General features: G+C 59.3%; 32 protein-coding genes. 25 read left to right on the forward strand and 7 right to left on the reverse strand.

Annotated features, from left to right (window positions below):
- Positions 1-29 precede the first annotated feature (29 nt).
- From xseA to B5G16_RS08825, 7 genes are all read right to left on the reverse strand, one after another.
- On the reverse strand, positions 30-1,292 hold the full coding sequence (gene xseA / locus B5G16_RS08795; protein ID WP_087263376.1) for an exodeoxyribonuclease VII large subunit: 1,263 nt from the start codon (positions 1,290-1,292) through the stop codon (positions 30-32).
- Entirely contained in the window at positions 1,292-2,203 is a 912-nt protein-coding gene (gene menA / locus B5G16_RS08800) for a 1,4-dihydroxy-2-naphthoate octaprenyltransferase (protein ID WP_087263377.1), read from the reverse strand. Before menA ends, xseA begins: the two co-directional genes overlap by 1 nt.
- A gap of 171 nt (positions 2,204-2,374) precedes the next feature.
- The gene (locus tag B5G16_RS08805) at positions 2,375-2,932 is read right to left on the reverse strand and encodes an energy transducer TonB (protein ID WP_087263446.1); all 558 of its coding nucleotides are present in this window, start codon (positions 2,930-2,932) and stop codon (positions 2,375-2,377) included.
- A 64-nt stretch (positions 2,933-2,996) separates the two neighbouring features.
- Positions 2,997-4,082: a peptide chain release factor 1 gene (prfA, locus tag B5G16_RS08810; protein ID WP_087263378.1), complete on the reverse strand. Its 1,086-nt coding sequence runs from the start codon at positions 4,080-4,082 to the stop codon at positions 2,997-2,999.
- 131 nt (positions 4,083-4,213) lie between these two features.
- Positions 4,214-5,092 carry an alpha/beta hydrolase gene (locus B5G16_RS08815; protein ID WP_239406055.1) on the reverse strand — a complete coding sequence of 293 codons (879 nt, stop codon included), beginning with the start codon at positions 5,090-5,092 and terminating at the stop codon, positions 4,214-4,216.
- A gap of 262 nt (positions 5,093-5,354) precedes the next feature.
- A complete protein-coding gene (gene leuS, locus B5G16_RS08820) occupies positions 5,355-8,111 on the reverse strand; it encodes a leucine--tRNA ligase (protein ID WP_087263379.1) in 2,757 nt (918 codons plus the stop codon).
- Positions 8,112-8,394: 283 nt separating this feature from the next.
- Positions 8,395-9,462 (reverse strand): hypothetical protein, encoded by a 1,068-nt coding sequence (locus tag B5G16_RS08825; RefSeq protein WP_087263380.1) that lies wholly within the window; start codon positions 9,460-9,462, stop codon positions 8,395-8,397.
- Positions 9,463-9,963: 501 nt separating this feature from the next.
- Between B5G16_RS08825 and rpsL the strand changes: the two genes are divergently transcribed.
- The 25 genes from rpsL (at position 9,964) to secY (ending at position 24,548) form a co-directional block, all read left to right on the forward strand.
- The gene (gene rpsL / locus B5G16_RS08830) at positions 9,964-10,344 is read left to right on the forward strand and encodes a 30S ribosomal protein S12 (protein WP_087263381.1); all 381 of its coding nucleotides are present in this window, start codon (positions 9,964-9,966) and stop codon (positions 10,342-10,344) included.
- A gap of 44 nt (positions 10,345-10,388) precedes the next feature.
- Positions 10,389-10,865 (forward strand): 30S ribosomal protein S7, encoded by a 477-nt coding sequence (gene rpsG, locus B5G16_RS08835; RefSeq protein ID WP_087263382.1) that lies wholly within the window; start codon positions 10,389-10,391, stop codon positions 10,863-10,865.
- A gap of 15 nt (positions 10,866-10,880) precedes the next feature.
- Positions 10,881-12,995 carry an elongation factor G gene (gene fusA / locus B5G16_RS08840; RefSeq protein WP_087263383.1) on the forward strand — a complete coding sequence of 705 codons (2,115 nt, stop codon included), beginning with the start codon at positions 10,881-10,883 and terminating at the stop codon, positions 12,993-12,995.
- Positions 12,996-13,006: 11 nt separating this feature from the next.
- The gene (gene rpsJ / locus B5G16_RS08845; protein ID WP_004329464.1) at positions 13,007-13,312 is read left to right on the forward strand and encodes a 30S ribosomal protein S10; all 306 of its coding nucleotides are present in this window, start codon (positions 13,007-13,009) and stop codon (positions 13,310-13,312) included.
- A 233-nt stretch (positions 13,313-13,545) separates the two neighbouring features.
- Complete coding sequence (rplC, locus tag B5G16_RS08850; protein ID WP_087263384.1) at positions 13,546-14,160, forward strand: 50S ribosomal protein L3; 615 nt, start codon at positions 13,546-13,548, stop codon at positions 14,158-14,160.
- A gap of 1 nt (position 14,161) precedes the next feature.
- On the forward strand, positions 14,162-14,788 hold the full coding sequence (gene rplD / locus B5G16_RS08855; RefSeq protein WP_087263385.1) for a 50S ribosomal protein L4: 627 nt from the start codon (positions 14,162-14,164) through the stop codon (positions 14,786-14,788).
- A 15-nt stretch (positions 14,789-14,803) separates the two neighbouring features.
- The gene (gene rplW, locus B5G16_RS08860) at positions 14,804-15,094 is read left to right on the forward strand and encodes a 50S ribosomal protein L23 (RefSeq protein WP_087263386.1); all 291 of its coding nucleotides are present in this window, start codon (positions 14,804-14,806) and stop codon (positions 15,092-15,094) included.
- 5 nt (positions 15,095-15,099) lie between these two features.
- A complete protein-coding gene (gene rplB / locus B5G16_RS08865; protein WP_087263387.1) occupies positions 15,100-15,924 on the forward strand; it encodes a 50S ribosomal protein L2 in 825 nt (274 codons plus the stop codon).
- A 17-nt stretch (positions 15,925-15,941) separates the two neighbouring features.
- Entirely contained in the window at positions 15,942-16,211 is a 270-nt protein-coding gene (rpsS, locus tag B5G16_RS08870) for a 30S ribosomal protein S19 (RefSeq protein WP_009597568.1), read from the forward strand.
- A 7-nt stretch (positions 16,212-16,218) separates the two neighbouring features.
- Positions 16,219-16,629 (forward strand): 50S ribosomal protein L22, encoded by a 411-nt coding sequence (rplV, locus tag B5G16_RS08875; protein WP_087263388.1) that lies wholly within the window; start codon positions 16,219-16,221, stop codon positions 16,627-16,629.
- A 4-nt stretch (positions 16,630-16,633) separates the two neighbouring features.
- Entirely contained in the window at positions 16,634-17,395 is a 762-nt protein-coding gene (rpsC, locus tag B5G16_RS08880) for a 30S ribosomal protein S3 (RefSeq protein WP_087263389.1), read from the forward strand.
- A gap of 29 nt (positions 17,396-17,424) precedes the next feature.
- Positions 17,425-17,853, forward strand: coding sequence for a 50S ribosomal protein L16 (gene rplP, locus B5G16_RS08885; protein WP_087263390.1), 429 nt, complete (start codon positions 17,425-17,427; stop codon positions 17,851-17,853).
- Between the two features lie 12 nt (positions 17,854-17,865).
- Positions 17,866-18,057 carry a 50S ribosomal protein L29 gene (rpmC, locus tag B5G16_RS08890; protein WP_087263391.1) on the forward strand — a complete coding sequence of 64 codons (192 nt, stop codon included), beginning with the start codon at positions 17,866-17,868 and terminating at the stop codon, positions 18,055-18,057.
- Between the two features lie 11 nt (positions 18,058-18,068).
- Positions 18,069-18,323 carry a 30S ribosomal protein S17 gene (gene rpsQ / locus B5G16_RS08895; protein ID WP_087263392.1) on the forward strand — a complete coding sequence of 85 codons (255 nt, stop codon included), beginning with the start codon at positions 18,069-18,071 and terminating at the stop codon, positions 18,321-18,323.
- Between the two features lie 2 nt (positions 18,324-18,325).
- Entirely contained in the window at positions 18,326-18,691 is a 366-nt protein-coding gene (gene rplN / locus B5G16_RS08900; protein WP_018696462.1) for a 50S ribosomal protein L14, read from the forward strand.
- A gap of 20 nt (positions 18,692-18,711) precedes the next feature.
- Entirely contained in the window at positions 18,712-19,029 is a 318-nt protein-coding gene (gene rplX / locus B5G16_RS08905; RefSeq protein ID WP_087263393.1) for a 50S ribosomal protein L24, read from the forward strand.
- The gene (gene rplE / locus B5G16_RS08910) at positions 19,029-19,586 is read left to right on the forward strand and encodes a 50S ribosomal protein L5 (RefSeq protein ID WP_087263394.1); all 558 of its coding nucleotides are present in this window, start codon (positions 19,029-19,031) and stop codon (positions 19,584-19,586) included. Before rplX ends, rplE begins: the two co-directional genes overlap by 1 nt.
- A gap of 3 nt (positions 19,587-19,589) precedes the next feature.
- Entirely contained in the window at positions 19,590-19,886 is a 297-nt protein-coding gene (gene rpsN, locus B5G16_RS08915) for a 30S ribosomal protein S14 (RefSeq protein WP_162612048.1), read from the forward strand.
- A gap of 677 nt (positions 19,887-20,563) precedes the next feature.
- A complete protein-coding gene (gene rpsH, locus B5G16_RS08920) occupies positions 20,564-20,962 on the forward strand; it encodes a 30S ribosomal protein S8 (RefSeq protein ID WP_087263395.1) in 399 nt (132 codons plus the stop codon).
- Between the two features lie 19 nt (positions 20,963-20,981).
- Complete coding sequence (gene rplF / locus B5G16_RS08925) at positions 20,982-21,569, forward strand: 50S ribosomal protein L6 (protein ID WP_087263396.1); 588 nt, start codon at positions 20,982-20,984, stop codon at positions 21,567-21,569.
- A 16-nt stretch (positions 21,570-21,585) separates the two neighbouring features.
- A complete protein-coding gene (gene rplR, locus B5G16_RS08930) occupies positions 21,586-21,948 on the forward strand; it encodes a 50S ribosomal protein L18 (protein WP_087263397.1) in 363 nt (120 codons plus the stop codon).
- A 6-nt stretch (positions 21,949-21,954) separates the two neighbouring features.
- Positions 21,955-22,473 (forward strand): 30S ribosomal protein S5, encoded by a 519-nt coding sequence (rpsE, locus tag B5G16_RS08935; protein ID WP_087263398.1) that lies wholly within the window; start codon positions 21,955-21,957, stop codon positions 22,471-22,473.
- Between the two features lie 13 nt (positions 22,474-22,486).
- Positions 22,487-22,675, forward strand: a complete 189-nt coding sequence (gene rpmD / locus B5G16_RS08940; protein ID WP_087263399.1) for a 50S ribosomal protein L30 — start codon at positions 22,487-22,489, stop codon at positions 22,673-22,675.
- Between the two features lie 28 nt (positions 22,676-22,703).
- A complete protein-coding gene (rplO, locus tag B5G16_RS08945) occupies positions 22,704-23,150 on the forward strand; it encodes a 50S ribosomal protein L15 (protein ID WP_087263400.1) in 447 nt (148 codons plus the stop codon).
- A 21-nt stretch (positions 23,151-23,171) separates the two neighbouring features.
- On the forward strand, positions 23,172-24,548 hold the full coding sequence (gene secY, locus B5G16_RS08950; RefSeq protein ID WP_087263401.1) for a preprotein translocase subunit SecY: 1,377 nt from the start codon (positions 23,172-23,174) through the stop codon (positions 24,546-24,548).
- Positions 24,549-24,551: the final 3 nt, after the last annotated feature.

The raw sequence follows: 24,551 nt of genomic DNA on the forward strand, positions 1-24,551 counted from the left end.
AACCGGTCCTTGCCGGTGTTGTTGTCGTTTTACGCTTTATCCTCGGCCTTCTCCGTCTCCGGGGTCACCTCGACGGCGAAACGCCCGTCGGCCACCTCGACCGTGAGCCGCTCGCCGGCCGCTGCCTGCCGGACCGACGCCACGGCACGCCCCTTCTTGCGGACCACGGCAAATCCCATGCGGAGGATGTGCCGCGGCGAACGGCTTTCGACCAGTTCGCCCGTCGCGTCGAGCCGCTGCCGCTCCTGCCGGAGGAAGCTCCCGACGGCCTGCCGGAACGCCTCCTCGCGGTTCGCGGCTTCCAGCGCGCGCTGCCGGAGCATCCCGAGCGAGAGGTGGCGCACATCGCCCGCGCACTCTTCGAGCCGCACCTGCTGCGTCCGGGTCAGGCGCAGCACGCCGTCATGCAGTTGCAGGGCCGCGGCGTCGAGCCATCCCTCGACGGAGCCCATCCGCTCGACGAGCCATCCGGCGACGGCCGTGGGGGTTTTGAGCGCGGTGTGGGCCACCATGTCGGCGACGCTCGTGTCCTTGTCGTGCCCGATGCCCGTGATGACCGGCAGGGGGAACTGTGCGACGTAGGAGCAGAGGCGGTAGGCGTTGAAACAGTTCAGGTCGCTGCGCGACCCGCCGCCGCGGATCATCACCACGGCATCGAACTCCTCCATGCGGTCGGCCACGCGGCACAGGGCGTCGATGATCGACCCTTCGGCGGCCTCGCCCTGCATGAAGGCGTCGAAGAGCTCCACGTCGAAGCGGTAGGGACTCTTTGCCAGCTCCTTGCGGAAGTCCTGATACCCGGCGGCGTTGGCGCTCGACACGACGGCCACGCGCTGCACGACCATCGGCAGCGGGACTTCGCGGTTCATCTCCCAGACGCCGTCCTGCTGCAACTGCGCGATGGTCTGCTGGCGCTGGCGTTCCAGGTCGCCCAGCGTGTACGAGGGGTCCACATCGGTGATTTGCAGCGAGAAACCGTAGAGTTCGTGGTAGGAGACCAGCACTTTGGCCAGCACCTTCAATCCCGGTGCGAGCCGCTGTCCCGTTTCGGCCTCGAAGTAGCCGGCGATGCGGGGGTAGTGGGACTTCCAGATTACGGCCCGGGCCTGTGCCGTGGGGACTCCGTTGTCGCCGCCCTTCTCGACGAGTTCGAGGTAGCAGTGGCCCGAGTAGTTGACCTTGATGTCGGAGATCTCGGCGCTCACCCAGAGGGGCAGGGCGAACTGACCTTCGAGCGCCGATTTCACGCGGCGTTGTAGCTCGCGCAGGGTAATATGTTGGATTTCAGCCATCAGCCGAGCAGGATTCCGATCGTGAGCAGCGCTCCGAAGAGCATGATGTTGCGGGCCGTCTCGCCGAGGCAGATGTTCAGTTCGTCCCCGTGGTCGATGCGGACCACCTTGCGCCACGTGGCGGTGTGGCCCGCGAGGTAGAGGAGCGGCAGCAGGGCGGCCCAGGTGCGTCCGGCGGCCAGCAGCGTCAGACACAGCACGACGGCCGCGGCTCCGAGCCCGAAGTAGCTCCAACTCCCGAATTTCGCGCCCAGGGCGACGACCACCGTGCGCTTGCCGCAGCGGGCATCCTCCTCACGGTCGCGGAAATTGTTGATCATCAGCATGGTGTCGATGACCAGTCCGCAGGCTAACGCCGTGACGGTCGCATCCCACGACCACGCTCCGGTCTGGACGTAGTAGGTGAAGCCCACGGGTACGAGCCCGAAGAAGAGGATGACGGCCACGTCGCCCAGTCCGTGGTAGGCGAGCGGCCACGGCCCCGCGGTGTAGAAGTAGGCGAAGACGACGCAGGCGATGCCTGCGGCGACGAGTTCCCAGCCGCCCCAGATCAGCATGTCGTGGTGCAGGGCCCAGACGAGGATACCGATACCGGCGGCGCACGATGCCACGGTGAAGGCGGCGATGCCGGCCTTCATGGCGCGGGGGGTGATGTATCCTTTGGCGAAGGCGCGGTCGGGACCCAGCCGGTCGGGCTGGTCGGCGCCTTTGAGGTAGTCCCAGAGGTCGTTGACCAGATTGGCCGTGCACTGCATCAGCACGGCGAAGAGAAGGCACAGCAGCGCCGGGAGCGCATGGAACGATCCGTCGGTCCAGGCCAGGGCGGAGCCCACGAGGATCAGGATGACGGCATTGCCGAGGCTGTACGGCCGGACGGCCAGAATCCATGCTGCAAGGGAGTTGGTCTTCATAAGTTTCCGGTTTTTGAAAGGATGAATCGTGAAATGCGGAGGGGTATGGAGTTGTCTCCTTCCCCGTTCTCTTTCTCTGCTTGTCGGTTCTCTCTGTTATCTCGCGTTTCGACTTCGGCCTTCGGGCCCCAGTCTTCCCTTGTTTGGTTCCGTTTACGTGTTTTTGCTCCGTCAGCGGTAGACCAGCTCGACCTGGCGCGGCATCGGACGCCCCTCGGGGAGCTGGATGCTCAACACCCCCTCGCTGGCGATCGGCTGTCCGTTTTTCCGGGCGGGCTGCCAGCGCGGCGACTCCTCGACGGCCTTCAGGACGCGCCGTTTGAGCCGGTTGTCGGTGGCTTCGAGCGTTTCGCCGATCTGTATGGTCCCTTCGGGGGTGACCGTATAGCGCAGGACGACCCGCGCCACGGGTTCGTCATCCTCCCAGCGGACCTGGCGGGCGATGTAGTTCCCGAAGGTCGTATCGGCCGGGAAGGTCGCCGGTTCGTCGTAACGCAGCGTGATGAGCATCACGCCGTGCATGGCGCGCTCGCCGTAGCGGGCGATGGTCTCCTCGTCGGCCGGGAGCATCTCGACGTGCTCGATCTCCTCGGGCGGAATGGCGTGGATGGCTTCCGCCACCTTGCCGTTGACGATATAGAGCGGTTGGGGCTTCGGTCGCGGCGCGGCGGCCCGGGCCGTTGCGCCGAACAGCACTCCGAACAGGAACAGGATGGTCAGTCGTTTCATCATACCGGAAATCTCTCCTCCTTAAAACGTCCCCCGCCCCCGGATATTGCCCGGCGGGACGGAATTACAGCTCGCTCTCTTTCAGGCGTTCGGCGTTCTCGGCCACGATCAGGTGGTCGATGCAGTCCTGGATGTCGCCGTCCATGAAGGCTGCGAGGTTGTAGATCGTGTAGTTGATGCGGTGGTCGGTGATGCGCCCCTGCGGATAGTTGTAGGTGCGGATCTTGGCCGAGCGGTCGCCCGTCGAGACCATCGTCTTGCGCTTCGAGGCGATCTCGTCGAGGTATTTCGAGTATTCGAGGTTGAAGACGCGCGTGCGCAGCTCCTCGAAGGCCTTGTCGAAGTTCTTCAACTGCGACTTCTGGTCCTGGCACTGCACGACGATGCCCGTCGGGATGTGGGTCAGACGGATGGCCGAGTAGGTCGTGTTGACCGACTGCCCGCCGGGTCCCGATGCGCAGAAGATGTCCTTGCGGATGTCGTTCATCGAGATCTCGACGTCGAACTCCTCGGCTTCGGGCAGCACGGCCACCGAGGCGGCCGACGTGTGGACGCGGCCCTGGGTCTCGGTCTGCGGCACGCGCTGTACGCGGTGCACGCCCGACTCGTATTTGAGCGTTCCGTAGACGTTCTGTCCGGTGACCTTCATGACGACCTCCTTGTAACCGCCTGCGGCACCCTCGGACGACGAGGTGATTTCGTACCGCCACCCCTTCGACTCGATGTACTTGGTGTACATGCGCAGCAGGTCGCCGGCGAAGATCGCTGCCTCGTCGCCGCCCGTGCCGCCGCGGATCTCGACGATGGCGTTCTTCGAGTCCTGCGGGTCCTTGGGGATCAGCAGCAGCTTGATCTCCTCTTCGAGCTGCGCGATCTGGGGTTCGAGTTCCGTGATCATCTCGCGGGCCATTTCGCGCATCTCCTCGTCCTTGTCGTTGGCGTAGGTATCCTTCGCCTCGGCGAGGTTCGCGAGGGCCGTGCGGTAGCGTTCCGAGGTTTCGATGATGGGTTCGAGCTCCTTGTACTCCTTGTTGAGCTGCACGAACTGCTTGACGTCGGCGATGACTTCGGGGTCGGTGAGTTTCTGGCCCGTCTCCTCGTATTTGAGTTTCAGCCCGTCGAGGCGGGTCAGTATGGTGTTGTCTGCCATGAATGTTGTATTTTGGGAACAAAGATACGGAATAATCGGGAAACGGCAAGACTCCGGTCAAAAAACAAGCGGCGGACATGCCTTGTTCCGGTATGTCCGCCGCAGGTTCTGGCGGAGAGGCGCGTGCGGTGCTATTCGGCGAAGCGTTGCAGCCAGTCGAGCACGGCCTGCTGCCACTGGGCCTTGTAGCGGAACGAGTCGCGGAATCCCCAGCCGTGGCCGCCGATCGGATAGATGTGCATCGAAGCCTCGATGCCGTGCTCTTTCAGGGCGTTGTAGTAGCGTGTGCTGCTGATCGGCGGGACGGCCGTGTCGTCGTCCGAGAGGAGCAGCAGCGCCGGGGGCGTCTGCTCCGTCACCTGATTCTCCAACGAATAGCGGGCGTCGCTTTCCGGCGTGCGGTTCTCCTTGCCGATGAGGTTGTTGAACGACCCCTGATGCCCCGGCAGGGAGGTGATGACCGGGTAAAAGAGGATCGAGAAGGCCGGTTTCGTCGATCCCATCGTCGAGGCGTAGGCTGCCAGATGCCCTCCGGCCGAGAAGCCCATGATCCCCACCTTGTCGGCGGTGAATCCCGTGGCCCCGGCTTCGAGTCCCATCATGATGCGCAATGCCTGCACGGCATCCTCCAACGGTACTTCCGGATGTCCGTTCGGCATGCGGTATTTCAGCACGGCGGCCGTGATTCCGTTTGCCGCGAGCCACTGAGCCATCTGGAATCCCTCGTGGTCGATGGCCAGCCGTCCGTAACCGCCGCCCGGGCAGATCACGACCCCCAGCCCCGTGTGTCCGCAACGGGTCGTATCGGCCGGGTAGAGGAAGAGTTCCGCCGTCGAGGTCTTGGCCAGCCGCCAGGGTTCCGGCTCCTCTTCGGGGCCGGTCAGGCCGTTGCTGTGGGGTGCCGAGGCGTTGTCCCAGATGCGGACCGTGGCGGCCTGGCCATAGTCCTGTGCCGATACGGTGGTTGTCATAAGCAGAAGGATGAGCGTGAACAGGGCGGTTCGTTTCATGGTCAGCGGTTTTTCGGTGTGTTATTTTCGGGTTTTGGTTTTCAACTGTTGCGGATTGTTTTCAGGCTTTCCGGTTTTGCACTTTGCCCCCCCCCGTTGCTCCCGGGAATCCCGGCATTCGGGACTCTCCGAAAACGGTCTCCATCAAGTCCCCTCCGAGGAGGGGATTTAGGGGAGGGTCAGATCTGCATACGACGCCGCAGGCGGCGGGTGAACAGCGGTCGGAATGTTCTCAACCGTCAATCACCCTTCCTCTCTTGATTCAGATCACAATGTTTATGATCTTGCCCGGGACGACGATCACCTTCTTCGGGGTCTTGCCCTCGATCCACTTCTGCGCTTCGGGAGCCGTCACGACGTCGGCCTGAATCTCTGCCGGCGTCATCGACGTGGCGTACTCCTTCTTGAAACGCAGCTTGCCGTTGATCGAAACCGGATATTCGAACGAACTCTGTACGAGGTGCTTCTCGTCGTAAACCGGATACTGCGCGTCGCATACCGAGCCGCTCTTGCCCAGGGCTTCCCACAACTCCTCGGCAATGTGCGGCGCAAAGGGTGCGATCAGCACCGTCAGCGGTTCGAGGATCTCGCGCTTCGGACACTCGCCCAGCTCGTTGAGGCAGATCATGAAGGCCGCCACCGAGGTGTTGAACGAGAAGTTTTCGATGTCTTCCGTGACCTTCTTGATCGTCTTGTGGAGTGTGCGCAGCTCCTTTTCGGTCGCCTTCTCGTCCGTGACGCAGAAACGCCCGTCGCGGTCGTAGAAGAGCCGCCAGAAGCGGCGCAGGAACTTGTGCACGCCGTCGATGCCGTTCGTGTCCCACGGCTTGGACTGTTCCAGCGGTCCGAGGAACATCTCGTACATGCGCAGCGTGTCGGCGCCGTAGGTCTCGACGATGTAGTCGGGGTTGACGACGTTGTACATCGACTTCGACATCTTCTCGATGGCCCAGCCGCAGACGTACTTGCCCTCCTCGAGGATGAACTCCGCGTCGCGGAACTCCGGACGCCACGCCCGGAAGGCGTCGAGGTCGAGCAGGTCGTTCTTCACGATGTTCACGTCGACGTGGATCTCCTGCGTCTCATACCGGTCGCGCAGCCCGAGCGAGACGAACTTGTTCGTTCCTACGACCCGGTAGACGAAGTTCGAACGCCCCTGAATCATGCCCTGGTTGACGAGCTTCTTGAAGGGCTCCTCCTCGCAGACGTAGCCCAGATCGTAGAGGAACATGTTCCAGAACCGCGAGTACATCAGGTGGCCCGTGGCGTGCTCGATGCCGCCGACGTAGAGGTCGACGCTGCGCCAGTACTCGTCGGCCTCGCGGCTGACGAGCGCCCGGTCGTTGTGCGGGTCCATGTAGCGCAGGTAGTAGGCCGACGATCCGGCGAATCCGGGCATCGTCGACAGCTCGTAGGGACAGCCTTCGGGCGTTGCCCACCCCTTCACGCGGGCCAGGGGCGGTTCGCCCTGCTCCGTGGGTCCGAAATTCTCGATCGGAGGCAGTTCCAGCGGCAGTTTGTCCTCCGACAGCGGGTAGGCCGTGTCGTCCTTGTAGTAGATCGGGAAGGGCTCGCCCCAGTAGCGCTGGCGCGAGAAGATGGCATCCCGGAGGCGGTAGTTCACGAGTTTCTTGCCCAATCCGCGCCGCTCGACTTCGGCAAACATCACCTGAATCGCCTCCTTTACATCCATGCCGTTGAGGAAATCCGAGTTGATTACCTGGCCCGACTTGGCGTCGTAGGACTCCTTCGAAAGGTCGCCGCCCTCGACCACCGGGATGATCTCCAACCCGAAGTGGCGGGCGAAGGCGTAGTCGCGCGAGTCGTGCGCCGGAACGGCCATGATGGCGCCCGTTCCGTAGCCCGCGAGCACGTAGTCCGAGATGTAGATCGGAATGGCCCGTCCCGTGAAGGGGTTGATGGCATAAGAGCCTGTCGCCACACCGCTTACGCGCTTCGTGTCGGCGATGCGGTCGCGCTCCGAACGCTTCTTCGTCTGCTCGATGTAGGCCTCGACCTCCGCACGGTTCTCCGGGGTCGTCAGTTCGCCGACCCACTCGTGCTCGGGGGCGATGACCATGAACGTTACGCCGAAGATCGTATCGGGCCGCGTGGTGAAGATTTCCAGTTTCTTGTCCGAGCCCTGAATGTCGAAGAAGACCTGGGCGCCCTCCGAACGTCCGATCCAGTTGCGCTGGATCTCCTTCAACGAGTCGCTCCATTCGAGCCGGTCCAGTCCGTCGAGCATCCGCTGGGCGTAGGCCGTCACGCGCAGCAACCACTGCTTCATGCGCTTCTGCTCGACCGGATAGCCGCCGCGCACCGAAAGTCCGTCATGCACCTCGTCGTTGGCCAGCACCGTCCCGAGTTTCGGACACCAGTTCACCATCGTGTCGGCGCGGAACGCCAGGCGGTAGTTCTGCAACACCTGTTCGCGGCGCTTCTCGTCCCACGAGTTCCATTCGTCGGCCGTGAAGTGCAGCTCCTGCGTCGAGGCGGCGTCGATCCCCTCGGTGCCCGACTTGGCAAAGGCTGCCGCGAGCTCCTCGATGGGCCGCGCCTGACGGCGACGGTTGTCGTAGTAGTGGGAGAACATTTCGAGGAAGGCCCACTGCGTCCACTTGTAGTAGGCCGGGTCGCACGTGCGCACCTCGCGGTCCCAGTCGAACGAGAAGCCGATCTTGTCCAGCTGCTCGCGGTAGCGGGCGATGTTCTGCTCGGTCGTGACGGCCGGGTGCTGCCCCGTCTGGATGGCATACTGCTCGGCCGGGAGCCCGAAGGCGTCGTAACCCATCGGGTGCAGGACGTTGAAGCCTTTCAGCCGCTTGTAGCGCGAGTAGATGTCCGAGGCGATGTAGCCCAGCGGGTGCCCGACGTGCAGCCCCGCCCCCGACGGGTAGGGGAACATGTCCAGCACATAGAACTTCGGACGCGCGGGGTCCGTCTCGACCTTGTAGGTCTTCCGCTCGCGCCAGCGCTGCTGCCACTTCGGCTCGATCTCCTTGAAATTGTACTCCATATCTTGTTTGATCTGTTTGTTTTCGATTTTTCGGACAAAAATACGAAAAGTTTTTAAGATTGAACCCTTTTCGGCGATTCTTTGCGTCGGACGGCGCGGTGCGGCGGCTCCGGACGGCAAAAAAAGACACGACCTGTGAAAGGCCGTGTCGGGAAGGTGCGTTGCGGGGCGCGCCGGAGGGCGGAGCCGGATGGAGGTGCGGAGGAGTTTCGGCGGCGGGGCAGCCGGGGCGTGCCGCTGTCCGGAGCCGGGAGATTCGTTGCGGAATCTGTCCGGAGAGCCGCTACTCCTGCGTCGTCCCGTAGTGCGGGACGACATACATGGCGTAGGCTTCGCCCCGGTCGAGCGTGTAGAGGAGCCCGTCGTTCTGCCATACGGCGGCGTGGCGTCCGTTGCCGAAGAGCGTCCCGGCCGTGAAGACCGTCCCGCCCCATGCCGCAACGGCGTAGGGCATGCTGCCGGCGCCCTTGCCGTCCGAGAGCGTGTAGAGCTCGGTGCCGTTCTGCCAGACGACGCCCTGCTCCCCGAAATCCGACGTGGTGTAGTACCCCGCCGTGTAGAGCGTGCTGCCGTCCCGCCAGAGCGACATCGCCTCGGCCGAACTGCTGCCGTCGGTCAGCGTGTAGAGCAGCGAGCCGTTCCGCCAGACGACGGCCTGCTCGCCGATGTGCCCCGCCGTATAGAGATCGCTTCCGGCAATGAACAGTCCGCGGATGTCTCCCGGGGTGGTGCCGTCGCCCTGGGTGTAGTGCGCGTCGGCGTTTTTCCAGACTTCGGCGACGGGCTGCGTTCCGCCGGGTTGAAGGTTCCCCGCGGCATAGACATCGCTGCCCGAAACCGCGACGGCCCGGGCCTGTGACGTCGCCGGACTGACGGAGTAGGTGTGCAGTACGCTGCCGTTCTCCCACACGGTGGCCGTCAGCGAGCCGTCGACCGTCGTGCTGCCCGCCGTGTAGGCCGTGCCGTCCGATACCGTCACCGCCAGGGCGTAGGAGTTGCTTCCGGAGGCGCCCAGCGTGTATTTCAGCGTCGCGTTCTCCCAGAGTACGGCGACGATGTGTCCGTCCTGCTCTTCGTAGCCCGCGGTGTAGACCGTCCCGTTGTCGACGCAGATGCCGTAGGCCCAGGCGTCCGACGTGCCGTCGGTCAGGGCGTAGAGCTCCGTGCCGTTTTTCCAGACCGTCGCCACGGCCTTCGAATCGACCGTCTTGTACCCTGCGGCGTAGATGTCGTAGGTGGTGGGCTGCGGTTCGGGCGGCGTGTTGTTGTCCGAATTGTCGGAACTGCACGAGGTGTTCCAGATGAGGGCCGTCAGGAACAGCAGAAAACAGGTAAGCATGGTCTGTCTCATATTGTTGCGGTTTGTGTGTTGTTCGTCATCGGATTTGAAGGCCCTTGCCGGGGTGCAAACTCCGTGCCGCGGTGTTCGGGTCCGGCATTCGGGTCTGGTGTTCGGGTCCGGCATTCGGGTCCGGTGTTCGGGTCCGGCATTCGGGCCCGGTGTTCGCGGCGGACATGGCGGCGGGTCGTGCGGCCACTCCCGGTCCGTGCGACATGCGGAAATCTGCCGATCCGGGTATGGCCCGCGTCAGGACGCATCTGCACGCTGCGGGCGACTTTTTCGCGTGGCGAGTCAATCGTCTGTAAAACAGGGTATTGTTTATTTTATGATAAATAAAACAATATGATTTTTTGAAAACGATCAGTAAAAAGAATGGCAAACGGCGCAAAATCCTGAAAAAACGCCAAAAAAGATGCGCTTATATATTGTATTTCCAAAAAAATGCGTACCTTTGCAGTCCATTTTGGACAATGGAAATAGATTTTTAACCATTTAAAGGACAGTTTTAAAATGCCAACTATTCAACAGTTAGTGAGAAACGGCCGTCTGACGCTCGAGGACAAATCCAAGTCCCCCGCGCTGGCCGCTTGTCCCCAGCGCCGTGGCGTCTGCACCCGTGTGTACACCACGACCCCCAAGAAACCTAACTCGGCTATGCGTAAGGTGGCTCGTGTTCGCCTGACCAACGGCAAGGAGGTCAACGCCTACATCCCCGGAGAAGGCCACAACCTCCAGGAGCACTCCATCGTACTGGTCCGCGGCGGCCGTGTCAAGGACCTCCCCGGTGTACGTTACCACCTCGTTCGCGGCGCGCTCGACTCCGCAGGTGTCGACGGACGTCGCCAGCGTCGTTCCAAGTACGGAGCAAAACGCCCCAAGGCAGGCAAATAACCCGAAACTCACCCGAGAAACATTTTTTTAGACAGTAAATAGCAATGAGAAAAGCTAAGCCAAAAAAGCGAATTCTACTTCCGGATCCGAAGTTCGGAGACGTGGCCGTGACCCGTTTCGTGAACAACCTTATGCTGGATGGTAAGAAGAGTATTGCCTACACGATTTTCTACGACTCGCTGGAAATCGTCGGCAAGAAGATGAAGGATGCTGATAAATCTCCGCTGGAAATCTGGAAACAGGCCCTGGAGAACATCACGCCCCAAGTCGAAGTGAAATCGAAGCGTATCGGTGGCGCAACGTTCCAGGTTCCCATGGAGGTTCGTCCGGAGCGCAAGATTTCTATTTCCATGAAAAACCTTGTCCTCTATTCCCGCAAGCGCGCCGGCAAAACCATGGCTGACAAACTCGCCGCTGAAATCGTAGACGCCTACAACCAGCAGGGTGCCGCCTTCAAGCGCAAGGAGGAGATGCACCGCATGGCCGAGGCCAACAAGGCATTCGCTCATTTCAGATTCTAAACAAAGGACGCACAAATGGCAACCAGAGACTTACATTATACGCGTAATATCGGTATCATGGCCCACATCGATGCCGGTAAGACCACGACGTCCGAGCGAATCCTTTTCTACACGGGTAAAACCCACAAGATCGGCGAGGTGCATGAGGGCGGCGCCACCATGGACTGGATGGTCCAGGAGCAGGAGCGCGGTATCACCATCACCTCGGCCGCAACGACCGCCTTCTGGCAGTACAAGGGTCATCAGTACCAGATCAACCTGATCGATACCCCGGGACACGTCGACTTTACGGTCGAGGTGGAGCGTTCGCTGCGCGTTCTGGACGGTGCGATCGCCACGTTCTGCGCTGTCGGCGGCGTCGAGCCCCAGTCGGAGACCGTATGGCGTCAGGCCGACAAGTACAACGTCCCCCGTATCGGCTACGTCAACAAGATGGACCGCACGGGTGCCGACTTCCTCTCGGTGTGCGCCCAGATCAAGGAGCACTTCGGCGCTACGGCCCTGCCGGTCGTACTGCCTATCGGCGCCGAGGACAAGTTCGAAGGACTGGTAGACCTTATATATAATAATGCGATCTACTACTACGACGACAAGACCGTACGCGACAACTTCGAGTTGCGCGATATTCCCGAGTCGATGAAGGCCGAGGCCGCCGAGTGGCGCGCCAAACTCATCGAGGAGGTCGCCGCTACGGACGACGCCCTGATGGAGAAGTTCTTCGAGGATCCCGACTCGATCACGCCCGACGAACTGCTGGCCGCCATCCGCAAGGCCACGATCTCGATGCAGATCGTCCCGATGCTCTGCGGCTCGTCGTTCCACAACAAGGGCGTGCAGAAACTGCTCGACTGCGTGATGGCGTTCCTGCCCTCGCCGCTGGATGTTCCGGCCGTGACGGGTATCAACCCCAAAACCGAGCAGGAGGAGGTGCGCCACGCTACGGAGGACGATCCGTTCTGCGGCCTGGCGTTCAAGATCGCTACCGATCCCTTCGTAGGTCGTCTGGCCTTCGTCCGCGTTTACTCGGGCAAGCTCGATGCCGGATCGTACGTGCTCAACGCCCGCAGCGGCAAGCGCGAGCGCATCAGCCGTATCTACCAGATGCACGCCAACAAGCAGAACCCGCTGGAAACCGTCGGTGCCGGTGACATCTGCGCAGCCGTAGGTTTCAAGGAGATCCGCACGGGCGATACGCTCTGCGCCGAGAACGCTCCGATCGTTCTGGAACAGATGACCTTCCCCGAGCCGGTGATCGGTCTGGCCGTGGAGCCCAAGACCCAGAAGGACCTCGACAAACTCGGCATCGCGCTGGCAAAACTCGCCGAGGAGGACCCCACCTTCACGGTGCACACCGACGAGGATTCGGGTCAGACGGTCATCAGCGGTATGGGTGAGCTCCACCTCGACATCATCGTCGACCGTCTGCGCCGCGAGTTCGGCGTCGAGATCAACCAGGGCGCTCCGCAGGTCAACTACAAGGAGTCGCTCACCAAGACGGTTCAGCACCGCGAAGTCTTCAAGAAGCAGACCGGCGGTCGCGGTAAGTTCGCCGACATCATCTTCGAGATCGGTCCCGCCGAGGACGGCAAGATGGGTCTTACGTTCGTTGACGAGGTCAAGGGCGGTAACATTCCCAAGGAGTTCATTCCGTCGGTTCAGAAGGGCTTCGAATCGGCCATGGCCAACGGCGCCCTCGCCGGCTACCCGATGGACTCGATGAAGATCACCCTCAAGGACGGATCGTTCCACCCCGTCGACTCCGACCAGCTGTCGTTCGAAATCGCTGCCCGCAACGGTTATCGCAATGCCGCTCCGAAGGCCGGCTCGGTGATCCTCGAACCCGTCATGTCGGTCGAGGTCGTAACCCCCGAGGAGAACATGGGCGACATCATCGGCGACCTGAACAAGCGCCGCGGCCAGATCACCGGTATGGAGACCAAGGGTACCGCCCGCGTGGTGAAGGCCAAGGTGCCGCTGTCCGAGATGTTCGGCTATGTCACCGTGCTGCGTACTATCTCGTCGGGTCGTGCAACTTCGTCGATGGAGTTCTCGCACTTCGAGGAGGTACCTGCCAACCTGGCCAAGGAGATCATCGAGAAAGCAAGCGGTAAACGTAAGGATATAGAATAAGAAAACGCGATATGAATCAGAAGATTAGAATCAAGTTAAAGTCATTCGACCACAATCTGGTCGACAAGTCGGCCGAAAAGATCGTCAAGACGGTGAAGAGCACGGGCGCCGTTGTCAGCGGCCCGGTGCCCCTGCCCACGCACAAGCAGATTTTTACGGTCAACCGCTCGACTTTCGTCAACAAGAAGGCCCGCGAGCAGTTCCAGCTCTGCACCTTCAAGCGGATCCTCGACATCTACTCGTCGACCCCCAAAACGATCGACGCGCTGATGAAACTCGAACTTCCTTCGGGCGTCGAGGTCGAGATCAAGGTCTGATCCCGCGGCCGTGAGGCCGGAGGAAGGGGGGGGGAGAACGCCGGGTGCGCCAGGTCCTGGAAGAGACTCTGCACGCTGAAAATCCCGATCGGACGATCCCCGCACCAACCATTTCGGACGTCTCCGGCCGGCAACAGGGTCGGTCGGAGACCCTCCCGAAAACAGGTCTCCGCGGAGACCGGAGTTTGAAGAAAACTTCACTTTACACATCTATAACAAACAATTGACAACAAATGTCAGGACTTATTGGAAAGAAAATCGGAATGACTTCCGTTTACAGTGCCGAGGGTAAGAACATACCATGCACTGTCATTGAGGCTGGTCCGTGCGTTGTTACGCAAATCAAAACCGTCGAGAAGGACTCCTACGAGGCGGTTCAGATTGCCTATGACGAGAAAAGTGAAAAGCACACCACCAGCAGTTTGTTAGGTCACTTCAAGAAAGCCGGCACGACCCCCAAACGCAAGTTGGCGGAGTTCAAGGGCATGCCCGAAGTGGCACTCGGCGACACGCTGACCGTTGATCTCTTCACGGAAGAGGACTGGGTCGACGTGACCGGGATTTCGAAAGGAAAAGGCTTCCAGGGCGTTGTGAAACGCCACGGCTTCGGCGGTGTCGGCGGCCAGACCCACGGCCAGCACAACCGTCAGCGCAAGCCCGGTTCGCTGGGCGCTTCGTCCTATCCTTCGCGCGTCTTCAAGGGAAAACGTCTCCCCGGACAGATGGGCGGCGAGCAGGTCAAAGTGCTGAACCTGAAAGTTTTGAAAGTGATTCCCGAGAGCAACCTCATCCTCGTGAAGGGTTCGATTCCGGGTGCAAAAGGTGCTTATTTAACGATTGAGAAGTAGTATGGAATTAGCTGTATTGAACACCCAGGGTCAAGAAACGGGTCGCAAGGTAGTCCTTTCGGATGCCGTTTTCGGCGTGGAGGCTAATGACCACGCAATCTATCTCGACGTAAAGCAGTACCTGGCCGATCAGCGTCAGGGTACGCACAAGGCAAAGCAGCGTAACGAAGTTGCCGGCTCGACGCGCAAGTTGAAGCGTCAGAAAGGTACCGGCGGCGCCCGTTGCGGCAGCATCCTTTCGCCTCTCTTCCCGGGCGGCGGCCGTGTATTCGGTCCCCAGCCCCGCGATTACAGCTTCAAACTCAACAAGAAGCTCAAACAGCTCGCCCGCCGCAGCGCTCTGACCTACAAGGCCCAGGCCGGTGCCATCAGCGTCGTCGAGGCCATCTCGATGGAGGCCCCCAAAACCAAGTCGGTGGCAGCGCTGGCCCAGGCCCTGAAAGTCGACGACAAGAAGGTCCTGCTCGTCCTGCCCGAGTCGAACGTCAACTTGCAGCTCTCGTGCCGCAACCTTCCCTATGTGAAGCCGGTGCTGGCACAGAACGTCTGCACGTACGACGTGATGAACGCTTCGGCCATCGTGATGGTCGAGGGCGCCGAGAATGTCTTGAATACGATGTTAGCTTAAAAACGCAAGAGTACAATGAACATTATCATTAAGCCCGTTTTGACCGAGAAAATGACGATTCAGGGCGAAAAGTTGAATCGCTACGGTTTTATCGTTGACGTGAGGGCTAACAAACTGCAAATCCGCAATGCCGTCGAGCAGATGTACAACGTCGTGGTGACGGATGTCAACACCGTGAACTACATGGGCAAGCTGAAAAGCCGCTACACGAAGGCGGGCCTGCTCGAAGGTCGCGCGAACAACTTCAAGAAGGCGATCGTCACCTTGAAGGATGGAGACAAGATCGATTTTTACAGTAATATCTAACGAAGATGGCAGTAAGAAAATTTAAACCTGTAACCGCAGGTACGAGACATAAGATTATCGGCACGTTCGACGAGATCACCACGTCGAAGCCGGAGAAGTCGCTCCTCAGCCCCAAAAAGAGCACGGGCGGCCGCAACAACGCCGGTAAGATGACCGTTCGCTACATCGGCGGCGGCCACAAGCAGATGTATCGTAACGTCGACTTCAAACGCACGAAGGACGGCATCGCTGCAACTGTAAAATCGATCGAGTACGACCCGAACCGCACGGCGCGTATCGCCCTGCTGGTCTACGCCGACGGTGAGAAGAGCTACATCATCGCACCCAACGGCTTGCAGGTGGGTCAGACCGTAATGAGCGGCGCCGGCGTCGCTCCGGAGGTCGGCAATACGCTCTTCCTGAGCGAGATCCCCCTGGGAACCGTCATCCACAACATCGAACTCTACCCCGGTCAGGGAGCCGCCATGGCCCGCTCGGCCGGATCCTACGCCCAGCTGTTGGCTCGTGAGGGCAAATTCGCCATCATCAAGCTTCCTTCGGGCGAGACTCGTATGGTACTCGTAACTTGCCGCGCTACGGTCGGAGTGGTTTCGAACCTCGACCACAGCCTCGAACAGTCCGGCAAGGCCGGACGCGAGCGCTGGCTCGGCCGTCGTCCCCGCAACCGCGGCGTGGTCATGAACCCCGTCGATCACCCGATGGGTGGTGGCGAAGGCCGCGCTTCGGGAGGACACCCCCGTTCGCGCAAGGGTCTGCTTGCCAAGGGTTACAAGACGCGTAACCCGAAGAAGACCACTTCGAAGTTCATTATTTCCAAGAAGAAAAAATAATTAAATAAGAGTACATAATGAGCCGTTCATTGAAAAAAGGACCGTTTATCGACCCCAAACTCGAAGCCAAGGTTGTCGCCCAGGCCGAGGGGAACAAGAAGTCGGTCATCAAGACATGGTCGCGTGCAAGCATGATCTCTCCCGACTTCGTCGGCCAGACGATCGCTGTCCACAACGGAAACAAATTCATTCCGGTCTACGTGACCGAGAACATGGTAGGGCACAAACTCGGGGAGTTCGCTCCCACCCGCAATTTCCGCGGTCATGCCGGTAACAAGAAAAAATAGGTAGAAAATGGGTGCAAGAAAAGCAAATATGGCCGAAAAAATGAAGGCCGAAAAGAAGCAGAAGGCAATCGCCATCATGCGTGATTGCCCGACCTCGCCCCGCAAGATGCGCCTGGTGGCCGACATCATCCGCGGTGTGGAGATCAACAAGGCGCTGGGCATCCTGCGTTACTCGAAGAAAGAGGCCTCGATCCGTATGGAGAAGCTCCTCAAATCGGCTATCGCCAACTGGGAGGCCAAGAACGAGAACGAGCGTCTCGAAGATACGAAACTCTGTGTCAAGGAGGTATTCGTAGACGGTGGCCGCATGCTCAAACGAATCCAGGCCGCGCCCCAGGGCCGCGCGCATCGGATCCGCAAGCGCTCGAACCACGTAACGATCGTTGTTGACAAAATGGTAACCGTAGAAAACAAGTAAACAGATGGGACAGAAAGTTAATCCGATAGCAAATCGTCTTGGGATCATCCGCGGTTGGGATTCCAACTGGTTCGGTGGCAAGGACTTCTCCGATAAGCTCGTGGAGGACGCCAAGATCCGCAAGTATCTGAACGTCCGTCTGGCCAAGGCGTCGATCTCGAAGATCATCATCGAGCGCACGCTCAAACTCGTGACGGTTACGATTTCGACTGCCCGTCCGGGTATCATCATCGGCAAGGGCGGCCAGGAGGTCGACAAACTCAAAGAGGAGCTCAAAAAGCTCACCGGCAAGGAGATCCAGATCAACATCTTCGAGGTGAAACGCCCCGAGGTTGATGCCGTGATCGTGGGGCAGAACATCGCCCGCCAGCTGGAAGGCCGTGTCTCGTTCCGCCGCGCCGTGAAGACCGCCGTGGCATCGACGATGCGCATGGGCGCCGAGGGTATCAAGGTCCAGGTTGCCGGCCGTGTGGGCGGCGCCGAGATGGCCCGTACCGAAACCGTCAAGGAGGGACGTATTCCGCTGCATACCTTCCGCGCAGATATCGACTACTGCCTCACGGAGGCTCTCACGAAGGTGGGTATCCTCGGTGTCAAGGTTTGGATCTGCCAGGGTATCGTCTACGGCAAGCGCGACCTGTTCGAAATCGCCGGCGCTTCGGCCCAGGCTCCGTCGGGTGACCGCGGTGAGCGCCGCGACCGCCGTGACCGCCGCGATCGCCGCGACCGTCGTCGTGGCGGCGAGCGTCGCAACAACAATCAGTAGTAAGTAGGACCTTTTAAAGCAGAACAAAGATGTTACAGCCGAAAAAGACCAAGTTTAGAAGAATGCAGAAAGGCCGTATGAAAGGTCTCGCTCAAAGAGGTAACCAGCTTGCATACGGATCGTTCGCAATCAAGGCGCTGGAATCCACCTGGATCACCGGCCGTCAGATCGAGGCAGCGCGTCAGGCCATCACGCGTTACATGAAGCGTGAAGGCCAGCTCTGGATCCGGATCTTCCCCGACAAACCCATCACGAAGAAGCCCGCCGAGGTGCGTATGGGTAAGGGTAAGGGTAATCCCGAAGGATTCGTGGCTCCCGTAACTCCGGGCCGCATCCTCTTCGAGGCCGAAGGCGTGCCTCTGGCAGTGGCGCAGGAAGCACTCCGTCTGGGAGCCCAGAAACTGCCCATCACCACCAAATTCATCGTACGGCGTGACTACGTCGAAACCACCATTTAAGGGAGACACAACATGAAAAGTGCAGAAATCAAGGATATTTCGATCAAGGACCTGCAGGAGCGCATCGAGACCGAAAAGGCCCAGCTGGCCAAGTTGAAGGTGCAGCATGCCGTGTCCCCCGTCGAAAACCCGTCGATCATCAAGAAGAACCGCAGAGATATAGCTCGCATGCTGACGATTCTGCGTCAAAAAAACGCTAAATAACGAGTACAATTATGGAAAGAAATTTGAGAAAAGAGCGTATCGGTGTGGTTGTCAGCAACAAAATGGCCAAGACCATCGTGGTGGCCGTTGCACGTAAGGTGAAGCATCCTATCTACGGCAAGTTCGTCAACAAAACCACCAAGTTCGTTGCCGAGTCGCTCGATGAAACCTGCAAGGAGGGCGATACCGTACGGATCATGGAGACCCGTCCGCTCAGCAAAACGAAACGTTGGAGATTAGTACAAATCATTGAAAGAGTCAAGTAGTTATGATACAACAGGAAAGTAGACTCGTAGTAGCCGACAACAGCGGAGCCAAGGAGGTTCTCTGCATCCGCGTCCTCGGCGGTACGAAACGCCGCTACGCCTCGATCGGCGACAAGATCGTGGTAGCCGTCAAGAGCGCTACGCCCTCGGGCGACGTCAAGAAGGGTGCCGTGTCGAAGGCTGTCGTGGTCCGCACCACGAAGGAAATCAGACGTGCCAACGGTTCGTACATTCGTTTCGACGACAACGCCGTGGTGCTGCTCAACAACCAGGGTGAGATGCGCGGAACCCGTATCTTCGGCCCCGTGGCCCGCGAGCTGCGTGACCAGTACATGAAGATCATCTCCCTCGCACCCGAAGTTTTGTAATCATAAAAACTGTGTCGGATATGAAATTGCATATTAAGAAAGGGGATCAGGTCCAGGTCATTGCCGGTGACTCGAAGGGCCAGCAGGGCAAAGTCCTGAAGGTCGAAGTCTCCAAGCAGCGCGCCATCGTCGAAGGGGTGAATCTCTGCAAGAAGGCCACCAAGCCCAATGCCAAGAACCCCCAGGGCGGTATCGTCGAGAAAGAGGCCCCGATCCATGTGTCGAACCTCATGCTCATCGACCCCAAGTCGGGCAAGCCGACCAAGGTCGGTCGCAAACTCGACTCCAAAGGTAAATTAGTTCGTTTCGCTAAAAAATCAGGGGAGGAGATCAAATAATGGCTTACGTACCTACACTCAAAACCCAGTATAAGGAGCAGATCAAACCTGCCCTTATGAAGGAGTTCGGCTACACGAGCGTCATGCAGTGCCCGAAACTCACCAAGATCGTCATCAATCAGGGAATGGGCCAGGCCGTTGCCGACAAGAAACTCATCGACGTGGCCGAAGCCGAGTTGACCCAGATCGCCGGTCAGAAGGCCGTGCAGACCCGTTCGCGGAAGGACATCTCGAACTTCAAACTGCGTAAGGGCATGCCCATCGGCGTGCGCGTCACGCTGCGCGACAACAAGATGTACGAGTTCCTGGAGCGTCTGATCGCCGTGGCACTGCCGCGTATCCGCGACTTCAAGGGTATCAACGAGAAGTTCGACGGCCAGGGCAACTACACCCTCGGCATCACCGAGCAGATCATCTTCCCGGAGATCGACATCGACAAGATCACCAAGATCTTCGGTATGGAGATCACCTTCGTGACCACGGCCAAGACCGACGAAGAGGCCTATGCCCTGCTGCGCGAATTCGGACTTCCTTTCAAAAACGCTAAAAAGAACTAAGCCATGGCAAAAGAATCGATGAAAGCCCGCGAGGTGAAGCGTGCGAAACTCGCCAAGCGCTACCAGCACAAGCGTGACGAGATCGCTGCGAAGGTGAAGAGCGGAGAAATGGACCACGAGGAGGCTTGGCAGGCACTGTCGAAGCTGCCGCGCAACTCGAATCCCATCCGCCAGCACAACCGCTGCAAGATCACGGGCCGTCCCAAAGGATACATCCGCCTGTTCGGCATCAGCCGTATTCAGTTCCGCGAGATGGCATCCAAGGGCCTGATCCCGGGCGTTACGAAGGCCAGCTGGTAGTCCCGGGGGGCTGCAAGGGGCAAGAGTGGGGTGGAGAGAGGGCACCGATTACGGAGTCCGCAGCCCCTCTCTCGAAAGCCGCCGGGCAAGCCCGGGCGTAAGGAAGGTTCCGGAATCCGGAAGGTGAAGAGCCTGTGCGGCATATGCCGCGGAGGAACCGGGGCCGATAGGGGTGTACGACCCGCGTAGATACGTCACAGTATCGGGGAAAGTGCCGCCGCAAGCGGTAACTTCCCGATATGTGGGGCGTAACGAAAAGTCGGACACTGGGTTACAGATTTCTCGGACCACGAGGCCGGAATCGGGTATCCCGTCGGACGGAGGCCGTTGCAGGCTTCGGACGGGATGGTCGGGAACCGGTTTTCGGGGTGTGATTGCGGGAGTTTCTGTACGGAATCATGTTAGCAACTTCGGTGTGCTAACATTTCCGTATTCCTGCCAGCCCCGGAAAATCGCTAAAAATCAGGCGATCATCTTGGTTTTTTGGGAAATAATGCGTATATTTGCGCGCTTTGTGCCCCGCGTATGCGTATGCGAAGGAGCTGTCGGACAGGTCCGGAACGTGCCGGAAAGCGGAGCCCAAAGATCCGGCCGGAAAACGGAACGCAGATGCAAACCGTTGAAAGCCAAAACGTTGTTTAACAATTTTATTTTTTAATTTTTAACTTCTATTCGTTATGACTGATCCTATTGCGGACTTTCTGACCAGAATTAGAAACGCGGTGAAAGCCAACCACAAGGTGGTTGAAGCTCCCGGTTCAAAAATTAAACAGGAGATCACCAAGATCCTCTACGAGCAGGGCTACATCCTCGCTTACAAGTTCGACAAGGATGAAAAGGGACATCCGTCGATCAAAATCGCCCTCAAATGGGACGCCGCTACCAAGACCAATGCCATCAAGAACCTCAAACGCGTCAGCCGTCCGGGTCTGCGCCAGTATGCTTCGGTGGCCGACATGCCCCGCGTGCTGAACGGTCTGGGTATCGCCATCATCTCGACTTCCAAAGGCATCATGACCGACGCCAAGGCACGTAAGGAAAACGTCGGCGGCGAGGTGCTGTGCTACATCTACTAATTAATTAAAAATCAACGCAATGTCAAGAATTGGTAAATTACCTGTAAACCTGCCTGCCGGAGTTACCGTCGAGGTCGCTCCCGACAATACGGTAAGCGTGAAAGGGCCACTCGGGACGCTGAGTCAGAAGGTTGACTCGGACATCAAGGTAGAGGTCGGCACGCACACGGATCCCCACACGGGCAAGGAAATCCCCGCTGTTCTGGTGACCCGTCCGACGAACCAGCCGCGTCACCGCTCGCTCCACGGACTCTACCGCGCCCTGATCAACAACATGGTCATCGGCGTATCGAAGGGCTATGAAATCAAGCAGGAGCTCGTCGGTGTCGGCTTCAAGGCCGAAGTCAAGGGCCAGGTGCTCGAAATGAGCCTCGGCTATTCGCACGATACGCACTTCCTCCTTCCGAAAGAGGTGACCGCCACGGCCGTTACCGAGAAGAAGGGAAACCCGATCGTGACGCTGAAATCCATCGACAAGCAGCTCATCGGTCAGGTGGCTGCCAAGCTGCGCTCGCTGCGCAAGCCGGAACCCTACAAGGGCAAGGGTATCAAGTTCGTCGGCGAACAGCTGCGTCGCAAGGCCGGCAAGTCGGCAGGTGCTAAATAGTTAATACGCTGAAATTATGTCACTCAACAAGATAGAAAGAAGAGAGAGGATCAAGATGCGTATCCGCAAGATCGTCAGCGGAACGCCCGCACAGCCTCGTATGACTGTATTCCGTAGCAACAAGCAGATCTACGTGCAGTTCATTGACGATCTCGCCGGGGTCACCCTCGCAACGGCATCTTCGCTCGACAAGGAGGTCGCCGCAGCCGCAGTCGGCAAGACCAAATGCGAAATCGCAGCCCTCGTGGGCAAACTGGCCGCCGAGCGCGCCGCTGCCAAGGGCATCTCCGCCGTGGCTTTCGACCGGAACGGCTACCTGTATCACGGAAGAGTTAAACAGCTGGCCGAAGCAGCTCGCGAAGGCGGTCTTAAATTCTAATCGATCATGGCAAATACCAATATAAAGAAAGTTCGCACGAGCGATCTCGAACTCAAAGACCGTCTCGTCAGCATCCAGCGCGTCACGAAGGTGACCAAGGGTGGTCGTACGTTCAGCTTCTCGGCCATCGTCGTCGTGGGTAACGAGGACGGCGTGGTAGGCTACGGCCTGGGCAAGGCTTCGGAAGTGCAGGCCGCCATCGCAAAAGGCGTCGAGGATGCCAAGAAAAATCTGATCAAGATCCCCGTAATCAACGGTACGATTCCCCACAAGCAGGAGTTCCGCTATGACGGTTCGCTGGTGATGATCCGTCCGGCCGCTCCGGGTACCGGTATCATCGCCGGAGGTGCCATGCGTGCCGTGCTGGAATCCGTGGGCGTGAAGAACGTGCTCGCCAAGAGCAAGGGCTCGTCGAACCCCCACAACCTCGTGAAGGCCACGATCGGTGCGCTGTGCGAGCTGCGCGACGCCGCCAGCATCGCCCGCCTGCGCGGTATCTCCATGGACCAGGTGTTTAACGGTTAATTTCAGAACGGAAATGGCAAGATTGAAAATCACCCAGATCAAAAGCCGGATCGGTGCTACGGAGCGTCAGTGCAAGAACCTCGACGCCCTGGGGCTGAAACGGATCAACGCCAGCGTCGAGCACGACGACTCGGTGATCATCAAGGGGATGATCGAGCGCGTGAAACACCTCGTCAAGGTCGAGGTCGTTTCGGCAGAATAAGTTTAACGGCAAACGATTTTTAAGCAACATGGAACTCAATAATCTCAAACCTGCAAAGGGTTCAACGCACCACGACAAGCGAATCGGCCGCGGTGCCGGATCGGGTCACGGCGGCACGGCCACCCGCGGTCACAAGGGTGCACAGTCGCGTTCGGGATACTCGCGCAAACTCGGTTTCGAGGGCGGTCAGATGCCGCTCCAACGCCGACTGCCGAAGTTCGGATTCACGAACCTCAAACGCGTCGAGTTCAAGGCCATCAACCTCGGAGCACTCGAAGACCTCGCTGCCAAGAAGCAGCTCTCGGAGATTACGGTCGAAACGCTTATCGCCGCAGGCTTCATCTCGTCGAACGACAAGGTGAAGATCCTCGGAAACGGTGCCCTCACGAAAGCCCTCGCCGTCAAGGCTCACGCTTTCTCGAAGAGCGCCGAGGCTGCCATCACGGCCGCCGGCGGTAGCGTTGAAAAACTGTAAGAACCTTAGAACCCGAAAACTATGAATCAGTATCTGGTTGTTGGTATCGTCTTTATAGTGATCATCGCTCTTCTGGCGACCAACAAGAAATTGGTAGAAACGCTCAAAAACATCTACAAGATCGAGGAGCTCCGCAAACGTGTGCTGTACACGATCGGGCTGCTGCTTGTATACCGTTTGGGCAGTTTCGTCGTGATTCCGGGTATCAACCCCAACGCCCTGGGCGAAGGATCGGCGTATGCCAGCCAGCTGGAAGGCAACGGACTTCTGGGTCTGTTGAATGTCTTCTCCGGCGGCGCATTCGGCAATGCGGCGATCTTTGCACTCGGAGTCATGCCGTATATCACCGCCTCGATCATCATCCAGCTCATGGGCATGATGGTACCGTATTTCCAGAAAATGCAGAAGGAGGGTGAGAGCGGCCGCCGCAAGATGAACCAGTGGACCCGTTTCCTGACGATCGGCGTGCTGATCCTTCAGGGCCCGGCTTACATCGCGAACCTCTACCATCAGGTTCCCACGGCGTTCGTCTACGGCAACACGTTCGGCTTCGTAGCCTATGCGACGACGATCCTCATCGCCGGTACCATGTTCATCATGTGGCTGGGCGAGAAGATCACCGACAAGGGTATCGGCAACGGTATCTCGCTGATCATCATGATCGGTATCGTGGCGCGCCTCCCGCACGCGCTGCTTGCCGAGGTCAACGCCCGTTTCCAGACGGCTTCGGGCAGCGCCATCATGCTGATCCTCGAGCTGATCCTGCTGTTCCTTGTCTTCATGGCAACGATAGCCCTGGTACAGGCAGTCCGCAAGGTGCCCGTACAGTATGCCAAACGTATCGTGGGTAACAAACAGTACGGAGGCGTGCGTCAGTACATCCCCTTGAAGATGAATGCGGCCAACGTGATGCCGATCATCTTCGCACAGGCCCTGATGTTCATCCCCGCCCTGTTCTCCGGAACGGCCTTCGCCGCAGCATTCAGCTCGATGACCGGTTTCTGGTACAACTTTACGCTGGCAGTGCTGGTGATCGCCTTCACCTATTTCTACACGGCGATCATCATCAACCCTCAAATGATGGCCGATGACATGAAGCGAAACGGCGGCTTCATCCCGGGCGTGAAACCGGGCAAGCAGACCGTGAACTACATCGACACCATCATGACGCGTATCACGCTCCCCGGGTCGTTCTTCCTGGCCATCGTGGCAATCCTGCCGGCGCTGGCGATGAAGTTCCTCGGCATCCAGCAGTCGTTCGCCTACTTCTACGGCGGAACGTCGCTGCTGATCATGGTGGGCGTGGTGCTCGACACTCTCAAACAGATCGAGAGCTACCTGCTGATGCGCCACTACGACGGTCTGATGAAGACCGGCCGTATCCAGGGCCGTCATTAGGAG

Origin of the sequence: Alistipes sp. An66, from assembly GCF_002161445.1 — a bacterium.
Lineage (GTDB): Bacteria > Bacteroidota > Bacteroidia > Bacteroidales > Rikenellaceae > Alistipes > Alistipes cottocaccae.